At 64.5% G+C, this 18,823-nt stretch carries 16 protein-coding genes and 5 pseudogenes; 13 read left to right on the plus strand and 8 right to left on the minus strand.

What is annotated here, in order from left to right:
* Positions 1 to 12 precede the first annotated feature (12 nt).
* Positions 13 to 111: pseudogene (locus VUN84_07700) on the plus strand (transposase).
* Positions 112 to 501: 390 nt separating this feature from the next.
* Positions 502 to 3,141: a non-ribosomal peptide synthetase gene (locus VUN84_07705; GenBank protein XAS65514.1), complete on the plus strand. Its 2,640-nt coding sequence runs from the start codon at positions 502 to 504 to the stop codon at positions 3,139 to 3,141.
* 571 nt (positions 3,142 to 3,712) lie between these two features.
* Here the strand turns inward: VUN84_07705 and VUN84_07710 are convergent.
* A pseudogene (locus tag VUN84_07710) lies at positions 3,713 to 4,888 on the minus strand (IS1380 family transposase).
* A gap of 390 nt (positions 4,889 to 5,278) precedes the next feature.
* A pseudogene (locus VUN84_07715) lies at positions 5,279 to 6,820 on the minus strand (amino acid permease).
* 8 nt (positions 6,821 to 6,828) lie between these two features.
* On the opposite strand from VUN84_07715, the gene istA reads away from it, so the two are divergent.
* Both istA and istB read left to right on the plus strand, forming a co-directional pair.
* On the plus strand, positions 6,829 to 8,073 hold the full coding sequence (istA, locus tag VUN84_07720; GenBank protein XAS65515.1) for an IS21 family transposase: 1,245 nt from the start codon (positions 6,829 to 6,831) through the stop codon (positions 8,071 to 8,073).
* A complete protein-coding gene (istB, locus tag VUN84_07725) occupies positions 8,070 to 8,828 on the plus strand; it encodes an IS21-like element helper ATPase IstB (protein XAS65516.1) in 759 nt (252 codons plus the stop codon). The genes istA and istB overlap by 4 nt, the downstream gene beginning before the upstream one ends.
* A gap of 34 nt (positions 8,829 to 8,862) precedes the next feature.
* On the opposite strand, the gene VUN84_07730 is transcribed toward istB, so the two are convergent.
* The 3 genes from VUN84_07730 to VUN84_07740 all read right to left on the minus strand — a co-directional run bounded on the left by VUN84_07730 (position 8,863) and on the right by VUN84_07740 (position 10,986).
* Positions 8,863 to 9,135, minus strand: a complete 273-nt coding sequence (locus tag VUN84_07730) for a hypothetical protein (protein ID XAS65517.1) — start codon at positions 9,133 to 9,135, stop codon at positions 8,863 to 8,865.
* Between the two features lie 257 nt (positions 9,136 to 9,392).
* Positions 9,393 to 9,752, minus strand: a complete 360-nt coding sequence (locus VUN84_07735) for a metalloregulator ArsR/SmtB family transcription factor (GenBank protein XAS65518.1) — start codon at positions 9,750 to 9,752, stop codon at positions 9,393 to 9,395.
* A gap of 4 nt (positions 9,753 to 9,756) precedes the next feature.
* Entirely contained in the window at positions 9,757 to 10,986 is a 1,230-nt protein-coding gene (locus VUN84_07740) for an MFS transporter (protein ID XAS65519.1), read from the minus strand.
* Positions 10,987 to 11,188: 202 nt separating this feature from the next.
* Between VUN84_07740 and VUN84_07745 the strand changes: the two genes are divergently transcribed.
* From VUN84_07745 to VUN84_07785, 9 genes and pseudogenes are all read left to right on the plus strand, one after another.
* Positions 11,189 to 11,515, plus strand: coding sequence for a winged helix-turn-helix domain-containing protein (locus tag VUN84_07745; GenBank protein XAS65520.1), 327 nt, complete (start codon positions 11,189 to 11,191; stop codon positions 11,513 to 11,515).
* Positions 11,512 to 12,276 (plus strand): cation transporter, encoded by a 765-nt coding sequence (locus VUN84_07750; GenBank protein ID XAS65521.1) that lies wholly within the window; start codon positions 11,512 to 11,514, stop codon positions 12,274 to 12,276. The genes VUN84_07745 and VUN84_07750 overlap by 4 nt, the downstream gene beginning before the upstream one ends.
* 3 nt (positions 12,277 to 12,279) lie before the next feature.
* Complete coding sequence (locus tag VUN84_07755) at positions 12,280 to 12,594, plus strand: hypothetical protein (protein ID XAS65522.1); 315 nt, start codon at positions 12,280 to 12,282, stop codon at positions 12,592 to 12,594.
* A 49-nt stretch (positions 12,595 to 12,643) separates the two neighbouring features.
* Entirely contained in the window at positions 12,644 to 13,561 is a 918-nt protein-coding gene (locus VUN84_07760) for a cation diffusion facilitator family transporter (protein ID XAS65523.1), read from the plus strand.
* Entirely contained in the window at positions 13,561 to 14,250 is a 690-nt protein-coding gene (locus tag VUN84_07765; protein XAS65524.1) for a thioredoxin domain-containing protein, read from the plus strand. The genes VUN84_07760 and VUN84_07765 overlap by 1 nt, the downstream gene beginning before the upstream one ends.
* 106 nt (positions 14,251 to 14,356) lie before the next feature.
* Positions 14,357 to 14,806 (plus strand): copper resistance CopC family protein, encoded by a 450-nt coding sequence (locus VUN84_07770; protein XAS65525.1) that lies wholly within the window; start codon positions 14,357 to 14,359, stop codon positions 14,804 to 14,806.
* 12 nt (positions 14,807 to 14,818) lie between these two features.
* Entirely contained in the window at positions 14,819 to 15,106 is a 288-nt protein-coding gene (locus VUN84_07775; GenBank protein ID XAS65526.1) for a hypothetical protein, read from the plus strand.
* A gap of 958 nt (positions 15,107 to 16,064) precedes the next feature.
* A pseudogene (locus VUN84_07780) lies at positions 16,065 to 16,465 on the plus strand (recombinase family protein).
* 147 nt (positions 16,466 to 16,612) lie between these two features.
* Positions 16,613 to 16,951: pseudogene (locus VUN84_07785) on the plus strand (YnfA family protein).
* A gap of 39 nt (positions 16,952 to 16,990) precedes the next feature.
* On the opposite strand, the gene VUN84_07790 reads toward VUN84_07785, so the two are convergent.
* The 3 genes from VUN84_07790 to VUN84_07800 all read right to left on the minus strand — a co-directional run bounded on the left by VUN84_07790 (position 16,991) and on the right by VUN84_07800 (position 18,812).
* Positions 16,991 to 17,533 (minus strand): DinB family protein, encoded by a 543-nt coding sequence (locus VUN84_07790; GenBank protein XAS65527.1) that lies wholly within the window; start codon positions 17,531 to 17,533, stop codon positions 16,991 to 16,993.
* Between the two features lie 452 nt (positions 17,534 to 17,985).
* Positions 17,986 to 18,510, minus strand: a complete 525-nt coding sequence (locus tag VUN84_07795) for a sulfocyanin-like copper-binding protein (protein ID XAS65528.1) — start codon at positions 18,508 to 18,510, stop codon at positions 17,986 to 17,988.
* Between the two features lie 44 nt (positions 18,511 to 18,554).
* Positions 18,555 to 18,812, minus strand: a complete 258-nt coding sequence (locus VUN84_07800; GenBank protein XAS65529.1) for an SHOCT domain-containing protein — start codon at positions 18,810 to 18,812, stop codon at positions 18,555 to 18,557.
* Positions 18,813 to 18,823: the final 11 nt, after the last annotated feature.

Consider the following 18,823-nt stretch of genomic DNA (forward strand, 5'->3'; position numbering starts at 1 on the left):
CGCTTGCCAGTAAATGGGCCCACCGAAGCGATTAACGGCGTCATCGAAACCACCCGCAGAATCGCTCGCGGCTTCCGCAACTTCACCAACTACCGACTCAGATGCCTACTCGTTGATTGTGGCCACCGGCCGTACCGGAGTAAACAGACCAACCTCACTTTCGTATCAAGCCATCTCTTCCGGGCTCCACTGGCAGCGCGCTTGGCAGCGGTCAAAGCGATGGCCGGGTACGGGCCGAGGTGGCCGGAGCAGCAGAATGGCACCCGGAATTTACCCGCCAGGTCCCCGGCATAGTCCCGCCACTCAGCTGACCCCGCCCGGCCGAAGGCACCGTGGATGGCCGCGGCATCGACGACGGCTGCACAGCCGTAGCCTTGGACCTCTGCCAGGGCGATGGGTCCGGTAACGCGGGAACGGTCGTTCCAGCAGCGAAGCAGCAGGGCCGCCAGCCTGAGCATTGTCCATTTGAGTTAGGTTAGGTTTACCTACTAAAGTGCTTCGGTGACCATTAAGCCAGTTTTGGCGGGTGTCTCGTTTGCCGCTCGCCTGGCTGCATTCGGAGACCGGACCGCTGTACACGTCCAGGGCGAATCTGTGAGTTACGGCGAACTCGCCGACCGGGTGGACGCTGCCGCCCGGTCCTTGGGGACGGTACGCCGCCTGGTGGCCCTCCAGGCAGACAATTCCCTGCCCTCACTTGTGGTGTATCTGGCGGCCCTGTCATCCGGACATCCGCTGCTTATTCTGCCGACCGGTGGCGGCCAGGCTTCTGAATCGCTTGTTTCTGCGTACGACCCGGACGTTCTGGTACGCGTTCAGGGTGGCGAAGCCATGTTTGAGGTGCGGCGAGAAGGGTCCCGCCACGCCTTGCACCCGGAACTGGCGCTCCTGGTGAGTACCTCCGGTTCTACGGGCTCGCCGAAGCTTGTCCGTCTCTCCGCCGAGGCTGTCCAGGCCAACGCGGCCGCGATAGCCGAGTACCTGCAGTTGCGCCCCGATGACCGGGCCGCCACCACTCTTCCCTTGTCCTACTGCTACGGCATGTCGGTCGTGAACAGTCACTTTTACGCTGGGGCCTCCGTGGTGCTCACCGACCTTTCGGTAGTTGACCCGTGCTTCTGGGAGCTGTTCCGCAGAGAGCAGGTGACTTCCTTCGCCGCAGTGCCCTACACATTCGATCTGTTGGAGCGGGTGGGCTTCGCGGACAAGGACCTGCCAAGCCTGCGCTACATCACCCAAGCGGGTGGCCGCCTGGACCCGGACCGGGTACGTGGCTACGCGCAGTTGGGCCGGCGCCGGGGCTGGGACCTGTTCGTCATGTACGGGCAGACGGAAGCCACGGCCCGGATGGCTTATCTGCCTCCTGACGTCGCGGCAGAACACCCACACGCTGTTGGCATCCCGATTCCGGGCGGCCGGTTCCGCCTGGCCCCGGTCCCTGGGCTGGATGATCGCGAACTTGTCTATTCCGGACCCAATGTCATGCTCGGCTATGCAGAAAAGCCCGAGGATTTGGTGCTGGGACGCACGGTCGCCGAACTTCACACAGGCGACTTGGCCCGCCGGACCGCCGAGGGTCTCTATGAGATTGTTGGCCGCCGCAGCCGATTCGTGAAGATCGCCGGTCTTCGGGTGGACCTTGGCCAGATCGAGCGGATCCTCAAAGACTTGGGTCTTTCCGCGGCGGTCGCGGGCACAGACGGCCAGGTGATCGCCGCCGTCGAGTCCGGGCATGACCTTTCCCTGATTGCCAAATCGGTCGCTCAGGACGTGGGTTTGCCGCGCGCGGCCATTTATCTTCACTCCGTGGCGGCTATCCCGCGATTGAGCAGCGGGAAGCCGGACTATCCCGCGATCCTGGCCCTGTACGCGGAAGGTGAAGAAGAAAGGGCAAAGGGCCGGGACGACGACCCGGAGGGGGCCTCCCAAAATGCGCGGGGCATTTTCGCGGAGGTCCTCGAACGGGACGACATCCGTGAGACGGACACGTTCGTTTCGCTGGGTGGCGATTCGCTGTCCTATGTTGCCGCATCAGTCCGGCTCGAGCGTGCGCTTGGAGGCGTTCCCCTTGATTGGCATCTGACGCCGGTGGGTGAGTTTGAACGGGCCGGCGTCATCGATGCAGATACCGACGCTGCAGGTCGCGTAGGGGCGGTCTTCCAGAAGTGGGGGAGGCGCCTGTTCGCACCCATGGACACAGGAATCGTGCTGCGCGCCCTGGGTATCATCTTCATCATCTCTACCCATATCCGGTGGTTCTCATGGGAAGGAATGGCGCACGTGCTGGTGGCCGTCGCTGGATTCAACTTTGCCCGGTTCCAGCTAAGTGGCCCGCCCCGTGTGCGGTTACGGCGGCAGTTGCGGACAGTCGCCCGGATCGTGGTGCCAAGCGTCGCGGTGATTGGCTTCGCGTTTGCGGTGACTGACACGTACAGCTGGGCAAATGTGTTCCTCCTCAACTCCCTTCTCGGCCCGGAAGGATGGACGGACTTCTCCCGTTTTTGGTTCGTGGAGGCGCTGGTGCACATCCTGCTCGGCGTGACTGTTCTCTTGGCGATACCCGCAGTCGGGCGCGCGGAACGCCGGTGGCCATGGGCCGTCCCGCTGGCTCTTCTCGGCGCGGACCTCCTGCTGCGTTTTCGCGTCGTCGACCTCCCGTACCCGGGCCAGGGTCCGGTGCTGTGGCTGTTTGCGCTTGGTTGGGCAGCAGCCGCGTCCCGAACACTGCCGAAGCGGACCCTCGTGACCGTCCTCGCCGTGCTGACCATCCCCGGGGTGTTCGACGACGAACTCCGAAACGCCACGGTCCTCGCCGGATTCCTCATCCTTCTCTGGCTCCAGACAATGCCAGTGCCCCGCGTGCTCCACTCGATCACAGGCCTCCTGGCCAGCGCCTCGCTCTACACCTACGTGACGCACTGGCTCGTTTTTCCACTTTTTGATCAAGCCAGCAAGGGCCTGGCGGTCGTAGCCTCCCTGGCGGTCGGCATCGCCTACTGGGCAGTGGCTACCCGGGTCATGGGCGCCTCCGAGCGCTGGCTTCGGAAACGGCTGGCCACCCGCCGTCACCGAAGGCAAGCAGCCCCCGGAGCCGCCCTTGAAGACCGGGACCGATCACCAGCGGCATCGATGCGTGAATAGTCCCCGCGGCTTCCGGCTTTCTTACAGGCCGATCCGTGATTGACAAGCTGGAGCTCAAACTGGCTGAGTGGATCTTGGGAGTCGCCGCATGCCCGCTGTCACCGGCGAACGCGGCGGAGATGACAGATACTCAGCATGCGCCAACACCGGCAAAGTTCCCGGGGCCAGTGCTGGGCCGGCCCCCGGGTCGAGTGTGGACGTGTCCCCGTATCAGCGTTGGTCGGGTGCCGAGGTGGTCTAGGACGGCCCGGGCGACGGCCGCCGGTGAATCTTCGGTGGGGATGTGTTTGCCGTCCACTTCGACGAGGTCCGATCCACCAATTTCTCTGACGTCGCGGCGGGCGAAGCTGATTTTTTGGAAGTCGTCCTCCCGGCACCAGACAAGACGGGTCGGTATTTGAACCTCCTGCAGCAGCGGGACGAGGCTCACGGTGTACCGGGCGTCGGTGTAGGCGGCCATCGCCATCCAGGACCTGTGCCGTGCCGGTTCTTTCCAGGGCGAAATATAGTCGGCCAGTTCTTCCTCGCCGAGGATGCGCTTAACGGCCCGCTGCGTGGAGACAGCGCGGGGCTTGTGCCCGTTTGGCAGTGGGGTGAGTTGCAGCCAGGAGACCAGGTTCAGGGCCAGGGCGGCGATGGTGGCCCAGGCCTGGTTGGCGGGGAAATCGAAGAACGGCAGCTTCCCGAGCCTGGTGTTCTTCAGGGTTTTGATCGGTTCTCGCACCGTCCCCGGGCCCGGTGCCGGGCATCCAGGGTGGGTCCGTGCCAGCGCGGGGAGTTCGTTCAGAACGCGGTGATGCGGTGCCCGTCCGCGTCCAGCAAGGTCGGCTGCGCCCCGGGGTGGGGGGTTCGGCACGCAGGTGCAGGTTTGTGTCCGCCGGGTAGTCGGTGAGCCCGAGGATCTCGGTGGCGTTGATAACCCACGCGTCGGTGCGTTCCTTGCCGTTCTGGTTTAGGGCGCGTTGCCAGTACTTTTTGTCGTTGTTTCAGCCGATCATGTGGGCCTTGAGCGCCGGTACCGGGTAGGACACCGTGAACTGCACACGGAGGGATGCGAGGTGGTGCAGGAATTTCCGGGACGCCCCGGCACTGTCGGTCCGGACCAGCACCTTCTCACCGATCAGCTGTCCCTGCTGGTCGTAGAAGGCATCGGGGAGCTGTTCGATGGCCCGGGTGAACACTTTGATGTGGTCCTCGGCGCTGTTGGCCCCGGCATTGCCCGGACGCATCACCGCAGCCAGGATCTCCCCGGTCCCGTTGCCCGCGCCGTAATCGACGCTGGCGATGAAAGGGGCGAAGCCATACCCGCCCTTGTACGTGCCGACGGCATGATCCTTGTCGCTGTGGGAGGTCACGAGCGTGGCGTCCAGATCCACGATGAGCGGATCCAGGGCGGTGGCCTTCAAGGCCGGGTTCCGGTCCCCGCCCGCTTCCCACGCCCGTGAACGCAGCTCCCGCGTCAAGGTGGAGAAACCGTAGCTGAAGACATCCGGGTTGGTCACGGTCCGTTCAAAGAACCGCGAGATCGTCGCGTTCGAGGTAACGTTCCCGAAAACCCCGGCACCGGTCCGCAGGATGTCCAGGTTGGAGACGTGTTCCCCGCCGCCGACGAGCATGACCGCCAACGACCCTAGGATCGTGCCGGGCCAATGCCCGGCCCCGGAGGGGCGAACTGGCCCAAACGGTCCTCGCACAAGTCCCGGAACCCCAGCGCATCCACAAAAGAGCTCACCACGTTCAGCCCGGCAAAGGAGTGGTCCTAGTGGTCAGCAGTAGCTGTCCGCGAGGTCCCGCCATCAGATGATTATGCCGGGGGCGGGCCGAGGCGGAGGTGTTCCCACGCGGGAGACGACTCCGGGACGGATGTACCGGACTTGTGCCGGTCGTAGTCGACGTCCAGCGAGCGGTAGCTCAGGGCTCCATGTCGGGTGCGTCTGATACTTCTGGATCTCCTTAGTACCCTCGATTTCCCGTTCGGGCTGGCCTCCGGAGCGAGGTCCTTGTGCACCGAAAATAGTGTGCCTTCGAGTGCCGTTTCGCCGGGCCGACGAGATGGGCTCCTATCGAGCAGGAACCCCGACTTCGCTACAGGGACCCTGCGCGACGTCCCGTTACGACGGAGCGCGCTGATGGAACGCTACTCCGACTCCCGGCCAGCGGTCACGCCGATACCGCGGGTGGGCCGATTCGCCACGAGCGGGTGGGGGCCGGTGAACCCATCACGGACGGCGGCGATTTCCATGATGCGGTCCCGGCAGAGGCGCCAGCCGAGCATCAGGAGCGGCACGATGACTACCAGGGACGCGATGGTCCACGTTCCCACAGGGGAGTCGAATGCCATCAGGATCAGCACCGCCAGGAGGAAGGCGAGCGTGACCCAGCCCGTGACGGGCGCGCCGGGCATCCGGAAAGTGGGCCGGCGCAGTTCCCCGCGGGCCGCGAGCCGGGCAAGCTGCATCTGGCACAGGACGATCATGGCCCAGGTGCTGATGATGCCCAGCGATGCCACGTTCAGAACGATCTCGAAGGCCTCGGCCGGGACGAGGGCATTCAGGATGACGCCCAGGACGGCCACGGAGGCGGTGAGGGCGATGCCGCCGTAGGGGACACCGGCCTTGTTCATCCGGGCTGCGAATTTCGGCGCAGAGCCTGAAATGGACATGGAACGCATGATCCAGCCGGTGGAGTAGAGGCCGGCGTTGAGAGAGGACAGGGCCGCTGTCAGGACCACGAGGTTCATGATGGCGTCCACGCCGTCGACCCCGGTGGAGCCGAAGAACGTCACGAACGGGCTTTCGCCGGCCTTGTAAGAGCTGTAGGGCAGCAAAACGGAGAGCAGTACGAGTGAGCCAACGTAGAACACCGCGATCCGGACGATGACCGTGTTGATGGCCCGGGGCATGATTTTTTCCGGGTTTTCCGTCTCGCCCGCCGCGGTACCGATCAACTCGATCGAGGCGTAGGCGAACACGACACCCTGCATCACCACGATCGCCGGCAGCAGGCCGTTCGGGAACATGCCGCCGTTGTCCGCGATGAGGCTGAAGCCGACTTCCTGGCCGTCGACGGGGGTGCCGAAGATGACGAAGTAGATGCCGACGAGCAGGAAGGACGTGAGCGCCACCACCTTAATCAGCGCAAACCAGAATTCGAGCTCACCGAAAACCTTGACGCTGACGAGGTTCAGGCCCAGGACCAGGACCAGGGCGGCCAGGGCCCAAGCCCACTGCGGTACGTCCGCGATCGGCGCCCAGTACTTCTTGAAGAAGTTCATGTAGAGCGCAACGGCGGTGATATCAACGATCGCTGTCATGGCCCAGTTCAGCCAGTACAGCCAGCCTGTGACGAACGCGGCCTTCTCTCCGAAGAATTCGCGGGCGTAGGAGACGAACGAGCCCTATGACGGCCGGTGCATCACGAGTTCGCCGAGGGCACGCAGAATTATGAAAGCGAAGAATCCGCAGACGGCATAGCTGATCGTCAGGGCCGGGCCCGCCGTGGCAAGACGGCCGCCGGCACCCATGAACAGGCCGGTGCCGATCGCGCCTCCGATCGCGATCATCTGCACCTGCCGCGGTTTCAGGCCCTTGTGGTAGCCCTGGTCCTCGGCGTGGAGCGCTGTTAACGCCAACCGAAAATAGGGCCAGAAACGCCAACTGAAAATAGGGCCACCGACCATCATGGAAGGTGATCAATTTGGATGATTGGGCGGGGATACGCCACCTGTTTTCGACGGGCAAGCACTCGAAGCGTGAGATCGGCAGGATCGTGGGGGTTTCCCGCGGAACGGTTGACCGGGCGCTGGAGTCGGACCGGGCTCCGAAGTACCAGCGGGCGGCCGGAGTATCGAGTTTTGATGCGTTTGCTCCCAGGGTGCGGGAGCTGTTGGTGAAGACGCCGACGATGCCGGCCGCAACGCTCGCGGAGCGGGTGGGCTGGTCCGGTTCCGCGTCGCTGTTCCGGGCGAAGGTCGCCGCGATCCGGCCTGAATATGCGCCGCCGGACCCGGCTGACCGTCTGGTCCACGAGCCGGGGTTCCAGGTCCAGTGCGATCTCTGGTTCCCGCACGAGCCGCTGCCCGTCGGTGCAGGCCAGAACGACACGCCACCGGTGCTGGTGATGACTTCGGCGTTCTCGGGATTCGTCCAGGCACGGATGCTGCCCTCACGGACGACGCCGGACCTTTTGGGCGGAATGTGGACTCTTCTCCAGGACGCGCAGGCTGTTCCGTCCCGGCTGCTGTGGGACAACGAGTCCGGCATCGGCCGGCGCCGGCCCACCCAGCCGGTGGCCGCGTTCGCCGGGTCCCTCGGGCTGGAGATCAAGCTGCTCCCACCTAGGGATCCGGAGTCCAAGGGCATGGTCGAGCGGATGAACAGGTTCTTCCGGCAACGCTTCATGCCGGGCCGGGACTTCCGCTCACCAGCGGATTTCAACGACCAGCTGGAGGACTGGCTGCCCAAGGCCAACCACCGGTACTCCCGGTCCCGCCACGGCCGCCCTGACGAGCTGATCGTCCTGGACCGGGAAAGGATGCGGGAACTGCCGCCGGTAAGCCCGGAAACGGCGTTCCGCAACGCGGTGCGGCTGCCACGGGATTACTACGTGCGGGTGTTCTCCAACGACTATTCCGTGGACCCGTCGTTCATTGGGCGGATCGTTGATGTCATCGCTGATCTGGACACTGTCTGGGTCACCCATGACGGCGTCATCATCGCCACGCACGTCCGGGCCTGGGCCCGGCATCTGGTGGTGACCGACCCGGCCCACGTGGCCCGCGCGGCGGTGATGCGCCGGGACTTCCGGACCCAGCGGGTGCGCCGTCCCGAACCGCCAGAATCTGTGGAGGTGCGGGATCTGGCCGCCTATGACGAGATCTTCGGCATCGACCTCGGCCAGCAGCCGAACCTGGTCCTGGAGGTGGTCTCATGACCGGGACACCGTCACAGATCGACTACTACGCCCGGGCCCTGCGCGCGCCACGGATCAGCGATGGGTTCCGCCGTCTCGGGGACCAGGCCCGGGACGCCGGCTGGTCGCACGAGGAGTACCTGGCCGCCGTGCTCTCCCGTGAAGTCTCCGAACGCGAAGCCTCCGCAGCGGCGACCCGGATCAAAGCCGCGAGGTTCCCGGCACACAAGGACCTCGAGGAGTTCAACTTCGACCACCAGCCCTCCGCGGACCGGAACCTCATCGCGCATCTGGGCACCGGCGTCTTCCTTGCCGAGGCCAAAAACGTGGTCCTCCTCGGGCCTCCCGGCACCGGCAAAACCCATCTCGCGGTCGGAATCGGCATCAAGGCAGCCAAGGCCGGGCACAGGGTCCTCTTCGACTCCGCGACCGGCTGGGTCGCCCGGCTGCAGGAGGCTCATTCCCGCGGGAAACTCGCCCAGGAACTGGTGAAACTACGCCGCTACGGGCTCCTCATAATCGACGAAGTAGGCTATATCCCGTTTGACCAGGACGCCGCCAACCTGTTCTTCCAGCTGGTCTCCAGCCGCTACGAACACGCCTCCATGATCCTGACGTCCAACCTACCCTTCGCCCGCTGGGGCGACGTCTTCGGGGACCTGACCATCGCCTCGGCCATGATCGACCGGATCGTCCACCACGCCGACGTCATCAGCCTCAAAGGCAACAGCTACCGACTCAAAAAACACCAACCCACCGCCGGTACGGCACAATAGAACGAACAACAAGTGGCCCTGTTTTCAAATGGCACTAATGGCCCTGTTTTGGGTTGGCGTTAACACACGCGCAGCCGGGGTCCAATTTCCATGGGATCCCTGACCGGTCCAGATCGATCAGTTTTGTGCCGTCCATGCCAAGAGCGGTGACAGCGGCAAGGCGCTTGTCCAGCCGCATGAGGACGGAAAAGTGGGTGTAGGGGAGCAGGACGGACTCGACGCCGTCCACGGCCGGAATGCCAACCGGGACACCCAAGAACTGTTCGTCGAACCCGGGACGTCCGGAAAGATCCTCAACATTCAACACATGCTGAACTGCGGGGGTTCATCCATCGGCAGACCGTATCAGTGCCCGGCGACAGAAGCACGGGCGCATCCTGATTTTGCTTCCGGCGTCCCGGCTCAGCAGCCTGCGTTGTCTTGGGGGCAACCTCCAGGGCAGTCAGGATTCCGCGGATCCGGAATAGTGGGGGAGCTGTCAGTTTGGGTAGTCGCCTGCTGCATGTTTTAGCTCTGCCGATGAGGGTTGGGGTATGCGGGGGACAGCGCTGGACCCGTTGCCGGTCAGTCGTGGGTGGGTTCGCCGGTGACTTTATGGTCGGCATGGTTCAGGCCTTCGTTTATTAAACGGGTCAGGTGCCCGTCCGTGAGGCTATAAATGACTCGGCGGCTGTCCTTTTGGGTGGTGACGAGGCCGCTGAAGCGCAGTTTGGCCAAATGTTGGCTGACCGAGGTGCGGGAGGCTCCGGTCTGCTCCACCAGCGTGCCGACGTCGGAGGGTTCCTGGGCCAGGAGCCAAAGCAGGTGTAATCGGGTGGTGTCCGAGAGCATCCGGAACGTGGCTGTGGCCGCGTCCAGTCGGCGGGAATCCGGCGCGGCGGGGTGGTGAAGGCTGGCGGCCGGAAGGGGTTGTGCGTTTTCCACCGGCTCAGCCTTTCATGGTCTCCGGTACGGGGCCGGTCCTTGTTCCTGCGGGCCAGAATCGGAACGCGGCAAGTGTACTGATTGTAGCTACGACGGCCAGAACGGCGGCTGCCACCGGCTGGCCTGCCGTGGCACCAACCCAGCCCGCTATCGGGTAAGTGATGATGAAACAGGCGTGGGAGAGGGAGAACTGGGCGGTGAAGATGTAGGAGCGGGTGCTGTCGGTTGCCGCCCGGCGCAGGAGACGGGCTGAGGGGGTGTTGATCATCGAGGTCCCGGCCCCAAGTACCACCCACAGGCCCAGCAATACCGGCCAGGTCCCCGGCACGGCCAGCAGGGCGAACGCCCCGGCCAGGCCGGCGGAGAGCAGCACCGCGCCGGCACGCATGAGGACCCGGTCCGACACCCGGTCCAGGATCCTGGGGGCGGTCAGCGCGACGAGCATCGACCCCGCACCGAAGCAGGCCAGGGCGACCGCGACGTCGGCGTTGGAACCGCCGAACATATCTCGGGCGTAGACGACGGTGTTCACCAGCACCAGGGCGGTCGCGGCAGCGACCGCAAGATTCAGGGCCATCAGGGCCCGAAGTTCAGGATGGCGGGCAAAGATCCGTGTGCCCAGGGTAGTCCGGTGCCACAACGTCCCTTCCTGCTTCGCAACCGGCGCCGCAGGAAGACGGGTGGTGACCACGAGGGCTGCGGAGAGCAGGAACCCGGCTACGGTCCCGAGGAACAGATCATGGAAGGACAGCACGGCCAGCAGCGCTGCGGCCAGGGCGGGGCTGACCAACGACTCCAGGTCGTACGCCAAACGCGAGAGGGAAAGGGCCCGGGTGTACTGGCGCTCATCAGGGAGGATGACCGGAATCAGGGACTGGAACGCCGGGGTAAACGTAGCCGAGGCGCTCTGCAGCAAGAACACCAGGACATAGATCTGCCACGCCTGGTCCACCAGTGGCAGCATCAATGCGATACCGGCGCGGATCAGGTCCGCCCCGACCAGTACCGCCTTTTTCGGCAGCCGCTCCACGAGCGCCGCCATCAACGGAGCAACGAACACATAGGCGAGCATCTTGATCGTCAGTGCCGTCCCCAGAACCGCACCGGCCTGCCCACCGGCCAAATCAAAAGCCAGCAGACCCAGCGCAACCGTCAGCAGCCCGGTGCCCAGCAGGGCCACGACCTGGGCCGAAAACAGCTTTCGGTAGGCCGGAACGGCCAGAACTTCAATCAAAATGACTCCTCGGGTCCATCACAGATGCATCAACAGGTGCGTACATGCGCACTTATTAGATTAGTAGACGTCCCCTCTGATCGGAAACGGCGCACAATCCGGGCCGCAATGCACGGTGAGGGCTCGTTCCCATGGCGAGATCGGGTGAACGGTGTCGTGATACAGAATTGCTTGAATACATCGGGCGCTGTACTTTGAAGGTATGGAAACGCTCACGCATGCTCCGGTGCTGGCGCGGTTCGGCTACGCAGTCTCTGACCACACCCGCGCCCGGATCCTCTTGGTCTTGGCGGAAGCGCCCGCTTACCCGTCGGATTTGGCTGATTCCCTGGGCGTGTCCCGGCAGAGCATCTCCAACCACTTGACGTGTCTTCGCGGCTGCGGCCTCGTCGTGGCTGTTCCGGACGGACGGCGGACGCGGTACGAGCTCGCCGATGCCCGGCTGGGCCATGCGATCGGTGACCTGCTCGGCGTCGTGCTGGCGGTGGACCCGGACTGCTGCGCGCCGGACGGGACGTGTCTGGTATGAGTACCTCCCAGCTCGCGCCCGCCCCGGTCCGGCGCGCCGTTCTGAGCCGCCGGATCCGGCTTTTCGCTGCCGCGACCATCAGCTACAACGTTATCGAGGCGGTAGTCGCGCTGTGGGCGGGCGGAGTGGCCGACTCCTCAGCCCTGATCGGTTTCGGACTGGACTCGGTGATCGAGATTGCGTCCGCCGTCGCACTGTCCTGGCAGTTCGCCAGCAAGGACCCGGAACGGCGCGAGCACCTGACCTTGCGGCTCATCGCGATCTCCTTCTTCGCCCTCGCCGCCTTCCTCACCTTCGACTCCGTGACCTCACTGGCGGGCGGCCGCGAAGCGCAGCACTCCACACCGGGCATCATCATCGCGGCACTGAGCCTGGCCATCATGCCTGTGCTGTCCTGGCTGCAGCGCCGCGCCGGACGGGAGCTCGGATCCCGGACCGCCGTTGCGGACTCCAAACAGACACTGCTCTGCACCTACCTCTCCGCCGTACTGCTGCTCGGGCTGGTATTGAACAGCATGCTGGGCTGGTGGTGGGCCGACGCCGGCGCGGCACTGGTCATCGCCGTGATCGCCGTCCGCGAAGGCATCAGCGCGTGGAGAGGCGACGTGTGCTGCACCGTCCCGCACGCCGCCGAGGCGAACGGCGCCGCAGCTACGGCCCCGGCGGCAACTCCCGCCGACAGCTGCTGCGAGGGCTGTGCTCACGTTCCAGAACTGACAGTCGTGACTCTCGGTCCGGAGCAGGGCCGCAGGAACTCCTGAACCATGGACTTTGAACTACGCACAATCCCGGGCTGCCCAAACAGCGATCCGGCTTTGGAGCTGTTCCGGGAGGTTCTTGCCGCAGAAGGAAAGGACAAGGAACCCCTGAGCGTGCGTGAGGTGGTCTCGGATACCGAGGCCGAAGACCTCCGGTTCCACGGTTCCCCCTCCTTCACCGCGAACGGGGGCGACCTGTTTCCGGCGGAAACCGCCCCGGCCCTGAGCTGCCGCCTCTACGACACCGGGCGCGATGTGGCGGGACTGCCCGTCCTCGAGTCCCTGCGCGCAGCGATCCGCAGCCTAGATTCCCAAAAGTGACCTCTCAGCGCCGCCATCCCACCGACCCACACACCCCGGAGACACACCCATGAGCGGTCACGACCACGACCTCGGCACGGCCGCGGCGGGCAATCGGCGCAAATTGATTCTAGTGTTCGCCATCACCTTCACCGTGATGGTCGCGGAGATCGTCGGCTCGGTTCTCACCGGCAGCCTGGCGCTTCTGGCCGATGCCGGCCACATGTTCACGGACTCGACCGGGCTGCTGATCGCCCTGATCGCCGCCTCACTGGCCCTGAAACCGGCCACGGCCAAACGGACGTGGGGGTACAAGCGCGCAGAGATCATCGCCGCGGCCGGGCAGGCTGCCCTGCTGCTGGGCGTCGGCGGCTTCGTCATCATCGAGGGCATCCGCCGCCTGATCGAGCCCCCCGAAGTCGGCGGGTCAACGATGCTGTGGTTCGGCATCATCGGCCTGGCCGGCAACGCCGTCGGGCTGATCGTTCTGGCCTCGGGCCGGAACCATAACTTCAACATGAAGGCCGCCTTCCTGGAGGTGCTCAACGACGCCCTCGGCTCCGTCGCCGTCATCGTGGCCGCCATCATCATCGCCTTCACCGGATGGGTCCAGGCCGACGCCGTCGTGTCCATCCTGATCGGCGTCCTGATCATCCCCCGCACGCTGAAGCTGCTCCGGGACACCGTGAACGTGCTGATGGAAAATGCCCCCCAAGGCTTGGACATGGCCCAGGTTCGCGAGCACATCCTTGCCGTGCCGCACGTCATCGACGTCCATGACCTGCACGCGTCCCTGGTCGCCTCGGGCACAGCTGTCCTTTCCGCCCACGTCACCGTCGAAGATACCTGCATGACCGACGGCCACGCTGCCGCCCTCCTGGCTGACCTGCAGAAATGCGTGGCCGAGCACTTCGACGTCAGCGTCGAACACTCCACCTTCCAGCTCGAACCAGCCGCCCATCGCGACCAGGAAAGCATCCACCACTGATGACACAAACCACGACAGCCCCCGCACCAGCGGACCCGGCCAAAAAGATCCGCTTGGTCCTCTGGATCCTCCTGGGCGTCATCGTTGCCGCCGGCCTGATCTGGTACGCCGTCTTCACCGCCACCAAAGTCGCCCAACCCCCGCCCCAACCGGTCGCCGACGCGCAGCTGGTCCGCGAGGACAGCCACCGCGTTACCGCGCCCGTGACGGAGAAAGCCCAACTGGTCGAGTTCCTGGACTTCGAATGTGAATCCTGTCTGGCAGCGCAGCCGCTCGTGGAGGACCTGAAGAAGGAATTCGGTGACCGGATCACCTTCGTCACCCGCTATTTCCCGCTTCCCGGTCACCGGAACTCCGGAACGGCGGCCTTGGCCGTGGAAGCCGCCGCGCAGCAGGGCAAGTACGAGCAGATGTACACCAAAATGTTCGACACCCAGCCGCAATGGGGCGAAAAGCAGGATTCCCAGGCACCTCTATTCAGAACCTACGCGCAGGAACTGGGCCTGGACTTGGCCAAGTACGACGCGGCCGTGGCGGACGAAAAAACTATTGACCGGATCCGTAAAGACGTCGCCGACGGCAAAGCGCTCGGAGTGACCGGTACTCCGACCTTCTTCCTCGATGGCAGAAAACTGACACTCAGTACCGAGGCGGACTTCCGGCAGAAACTCACCGACGCCGCCAAGTAGGCGTCGTTCCCGGCCAAGCGGCAGCCCGAGCCGACCTGCAAGAGCCGGTACCTGTGATGCGGATCTGCAGCCCAGTCCCACCTCTTTCGTGAAAGAACAACACCCTATGCGCGCACGATTCTCTTTCAAGACCCGCCTCCGCCTGGCAGCCATCGCGGCGATCCTGATCCCCGTTGCCACGGCCGCCTCCCCGGCCCTGGCGCACGACTCGCTCTCAGCAACCAGCCCGGCCTCGGACGCAGTGCTCATCCACACCCCGGAATCCGTGTCCCTGACACTGTCCGAGCCGCCGGCCGACTCCAAGAACCTGAACTTCAGCATCATCACCGTCACCGACGGCGCCGGCAAGACCGTCGGTGACGGCACCGTGACCGTCTCCGGCCCGACGCTGTCGACCAAGCTTGCCGGGGGAGACCCCGGAACCTATAAGGTGCTGTGGCGGACGGTCTCCTCCGACGGGCACCCGATCGAGGGAAACTACACCTTCACCGTCCAGACTCCGGCCGGACAAACGACCACCCCTTACCGGCCGCTGGCCCCGGCCGGGAACCGCTAAGCCACCGCCGCCATGGACCTCCGCCTCATCTCCCGGGTGCTGTTCCTGCGGGCCGTATGGCGGAGACGGGACCACTGGGACGCGGCCCGGATCACGGCTCATCAGGACCAAGCCTCGCGGGAGCTGCGCCACGCAGCCTACGCTGGCTCCGAGTTCTACCGGCGCCATCACGCCGGCCTGCACGATGCCCCTGCGGACCAGCTGCCGGCCGTGACAAAAGCAGACCTGATGGCCCACTTCGACAAAGCTGCCACGACAGCGGGGTGCGTATTGGATGGCGGTCCAGTGCAACTCACATAACGAAGTGATCGCCAATTTCTGCACACCATGGGCAGAGCGTCTCCAGCGCCGGAATTGCACCTGCTCGATTCGGCAAAAACGAGGGAACCGGTCATGCGGCCAGGGGCAGATCGGACCATGAAGGGATGAAGGGAGGTGGATTCGGTATGCAGAGCCTGGAGACTCAATGCGACGTGCGGGCGTGCCGAACGTCCGTACCGAGCGCGTGCAGAAGCCCCTTGCAGCCGAGATTAAAATTCACCAGCAGGTCAGGTCTTTCAGGGCAAAGAAGCACCGCACCCTGTCTATGCGGGTGCGGCAGTTTGGGGGCTCTGGCGGGGAGAACTGGGGGTGTGGACAGTGTCCACACTTTGGGTCTCGGATTGGGCCGTACCGGTGCCGGACTGGCCCGGATTCCGTATGTTTCGGCGGGAGTCCAGTGTTTGCAAGGGCTGGAACCCGGTTCGAGTCCCACCTCGGGCACAGTGTTTCCGCAGGTCAGGGGTATTTTTGATGTTTTTTCGTGTGCACATTGTGCACACTCTCGCCTCTGATCTGACGTTCCGGGTGTGTGGGGTCCCGGATTGACCTATTTGGTTATGTGGGGGAGCGGCTCTCTACGGCGGACCGAGTACCGTCCTGCGGGGCTTCGTCTGGAAGTTCATCATTGTTCTTCTTTTTGTTGGGTTTTCGCGTTCACTACTTCATGGTGGCCAGGGCCGCGTACAACATGATTTCTGATTATTCTTTTTACCGACCCAAGGGTTGCGGCCGGTCCGGAATTTCCGCTCTGATACCTGTTCAAGCAGGAGTGCGGGGGCAACGGCATGACATGGCAACTGATCCGGAGCTGACCATGAGCTCGCTGAGCCTGGCAAGCCGGTAGGCGGGGCCGGCTTCGAGGGCGAGTTGCAGGAACTGGTGGGCTTTGCTGGCATGGCCTTCCCAGCCTCGAAGCCCTGCGCCGCGGGATGCCCCGGTTGTCTGGAAACTCGACCGGCTCGGCCGGGACCTTCGGCATCTGGTTAGCATCGTCCGCGACCTGACCGAACGCGGCGTCGGACTCAGGGTCCTCACGGGCCAGTGCGCCGCCATCGACACCACCACTGCCTCCGGCAAGCTCGTCTTCGGAATCTTCGCAGCCCTCGCCGAATTCGAACGCGAACTCATCTCGGAGCGCACCACCGCAGGCCTCACCGCCGCCCGCGTCCGCGGTCGCCACGGTGGACGCCCCTGCAAGATGCCCCCGCCAATCTCCGGCTTGCCATGGCCTCCATGGGCAAGCCCGGAACAAAAGTCAGCGACGTCTGCACCGAACTCGGTATCACTCGACAGACCCTCTGCCTGCACGTCTTACCCACCGGGGGAGCTGCGCCCTGACGCTAAAAGCTCATCTCCCGATGAACGGATAGGGAAGGGCGCAGATGGCGTCCTCAAGAGCGCAGCACGAACAACAGACCCGCTGAGGCCACGGCGAAGGTGGAGTGGCGGCAGGATTAGGACATCGCCCGGTGACAGGATAATTGCATGACTATGGCCCGGTCAGGCCTGTTGATTGCGCTGGTGGCGGTCGCCGAGATATGCGGTGCCTGGCTGGTGTGGCAGGCGGTCCTGGAGGACAAGGCGTGGCGGTGGGCCGGGGTGGGGGTCATCACGCTGGGAATCTATGGTTTCGTCGCGGCCCTGCAGGCGGACGCGCATTTCGGCCGCATCCTCGCGGCATACGGCGGGGTGTTTGTCGCTGGGTCTCTTGCGTGGGGCATAATCTTTGACGGCTTCCGATCGGACCGCTGGGACATCATCGGATCGGGGATATGTCTGGCCGGCGTGGTTGTCATCATGTTCGGGCCTCGGGGCCTCGGGGCCTCGGATGACCGTTGTCCACCGGGGAGCCAGCCAGCGGTTTCAGGGCCGGCCCCGGCTCTCCGGGTACCGGATATTCAGCTGCTTGGCATGGAAGTCGAAGTGCAGAGTGGGGTAGGCGTAGACCTCCTGAAGCGTCATGACGGGCTTGAAGAACGGGTCCCACCTGTCGGGGAACGGCATTGAGCGGGCGAGGGATCGGGAGCTCTCTCTTTCCAGGGTCCCTGACAGGGCATTGATGGTTCGTTCCATTTTCCGGCCCATTCTCCGCCGGTTGTAGACGAGGGCTGCGGCCCGGGAGCCCCAGTAATTCACAGCATCGAACGGGCGGGTCCCCGCGTTCAGCGCGGCGGCAAATGCTTTTCCGGCAGGCCTGGGGAGTCGGCTGACGACCCGAACAAGGGGAAGCAGGGCGCGGACAACCATGTAGCCGAAGACCATGTGGAACAGCAGCTCTTCATTGGTCCACCGCGTGCCGTCGCTTTTGCGGTGGAGTTCAGCCGAGGTTGTGCTCGCGAGCCAGGTGTCGAGGAGGTGGGAAGTACGGCAGTACCCGAACGTGATCTCGTCCCTTGTTGGCTCCATGGCGTTCTCACCGCGCCTCAGGTTGGCGGCCCCACCCGAGGCCCGGCACCGCGGATTGCTGCGCGTAGGGGTTCCAGGTCTGGTTGTCCTACGAATCCGCGTCGGCTTGGATACACCCGGCATGTGAGGGCCGGCGCCGCGTTGGATGGGAAAAGATCTGTCCCGTCAATGATGAAGGAGGGAGATCCTCGAAATGACACTGCTGTCGCATCAGCGTCTGTGGTGATCTCCGTGACGGTGAGTGTCGCCGGATCGATGCCTTCCAGCTCCAACGCGTTGGCGAACAGTTCCCGGGCCGAGCGGCTGTGGGGGCAACCCGGAATGGTCAGTAGTTCAATGTGCATGGCCTCATTATGACCCCTGAGATCAACGAAGGGGGCGGAGGTCCCTCGACTGATCGTGGGCCATCTGATCTGCCGCCTATCCTGTCCTAGACAGGAGACCCGAAAGGGTTAGCTGACGGTGAGCTGGGTATACATGCCGGCGGCGTAGTGGCCCGGGAGATTGCAGGCCAGTTCATACCGACCTGGCGGCAGCGTGACGGTGACCCAGCCTGACGCGCCGGGAAGGATTCCTTGCCCGGAGCCTTCGGCGCAGGTGTTGGACGCTTCCCCGAGACTGCCGGCCTCATCGATTTTGGCGTCCCCGCCGATCGGGCGCGTGCCGGGGACCTGGTTCTCGGGAAGGGGAAGGATGATGAGTTCATGGCTGATGGTGCCCGCGTTGGTGACCAGGAAGGACACCGTGCCGTGGGCCACGGTGCTTCGGTCTGCGGTCATGCGCATGGCCCCGCCCATGGTGCCGTTTCGTGGGCCCATCATGGGCCCGCCCATGTTGGTCAGTGAAACACTGACAACCGGACCGGGAAGATTCGGTGCCACGCAGCGGGTCCGGGACAGAAAACCGGTGCCCCCGGGATTCACAAGACCGCCCACGACGCCGACTGCCACGAGGGACAGCGCGGTCAGAAGGACCACGGATGCGATCCCGAGGATAACCTGTCCTCGGCGGCTCAACTGCTTCACTCCTGGCGCCTGAGCGCCGTGCGCCGGGCGGTGAACTCCTGTTCGTCGATTTCCCCGCGGGCGAAGCGCTCAGTAAGAATACGCTCAGCGTCGTGGTGCGGCGGCCGCTGTGGGGCCGGTCCCTCACCCGGATGTGGGCGCCGGACCAGGAGCACAACGACAGTGACTACTCCGCCCCAGAAAATCAGCATCAACACGGCCATGGCTACCCACGCGCCGATACCCCAGCCATTCCAGTCCCAGCCATACATCATGATCAGACCTC

The organism is Micrococcaceae bacterium Sec5.8 (genome assembly GCA_039636775.1).
Lineage (GTDB): Bacteria > Actinomycetota > Actinomycetes > Actinomycetales > Micrococcaceae > Arthrobacter.

Excerpts from the sequence above, each read along its gene's own strand:
- istB (XAS65516.1), top strand. The coding sequence starts at position 8,070 with ATGACCGGGACACCGTCACAGATCGACTACTACGCCCGGGCCCTGCGC.
- VUN84_07770 (XAS65525.1), top strand. The coding sequence starts at position 14,357 with ATGCGCGCACGATTCTCTTTCAAGACCCGCCTCCGCCTGGCAGCCATC.
- VUN84_07745 (XAS65520.1), top strand. The coding sequence starts at position 11,189 with ATGGAAACGCTCACGCATGCTCCGGTGCTGGCGCGGTTCGGCTACGCA.
- VUN84_07775 (XAS65526.1), top strand. The coding sequence starts at position 14,819 with ATGGACCTCCGCCTCATCTCCCGGGTGCTGTTCCTGCGGGCCGTATGG.
- VUN84_07750 (XAS65521.1), top strand. The coding sequence starts at position 11,512 with ATGAGTACCTCCCAGCTCGCGCCCGCCCCGGTCCGGCGCGCCGTTCTG.
- VUN84_07755 (XAS65522.1), top strand. The coding sequence starts at position 12,280 with ATGGACTTTGAACTACGCACAATCCCGGGCTGCCCAAACAGCGATCCG.
- VUN84_07765 (XAS65524.1), top strand. The coding sequence starts at position 13,561 with ATGACACAAACCACGACAGCCCCCGCACCAGCGGACCCGGCCAAAAAG.
- VUN84_07800 (XAS65529.1), bottom strand. The coding sequence starts at position 18,812 with ATGATGTATGGCTGGGACTGGAATGGCTGGGGTATCGGCGCGTGGGTA.
- VUN84_07760 (XAS65523.1), top strand. The coding sequence starts at position 12,644 with ATGAGCGGTCACGACCACGACCTCGGCACGGCCGCGGCGGGCAATCGG.
- VUN84_07790 (XAS65527.1), bottom strand. The coding sequence starts at position 17,533 with ATGGAGCCAACAAGGGACGAGATCACGTTCGGGTACTGCCGTACTTCC.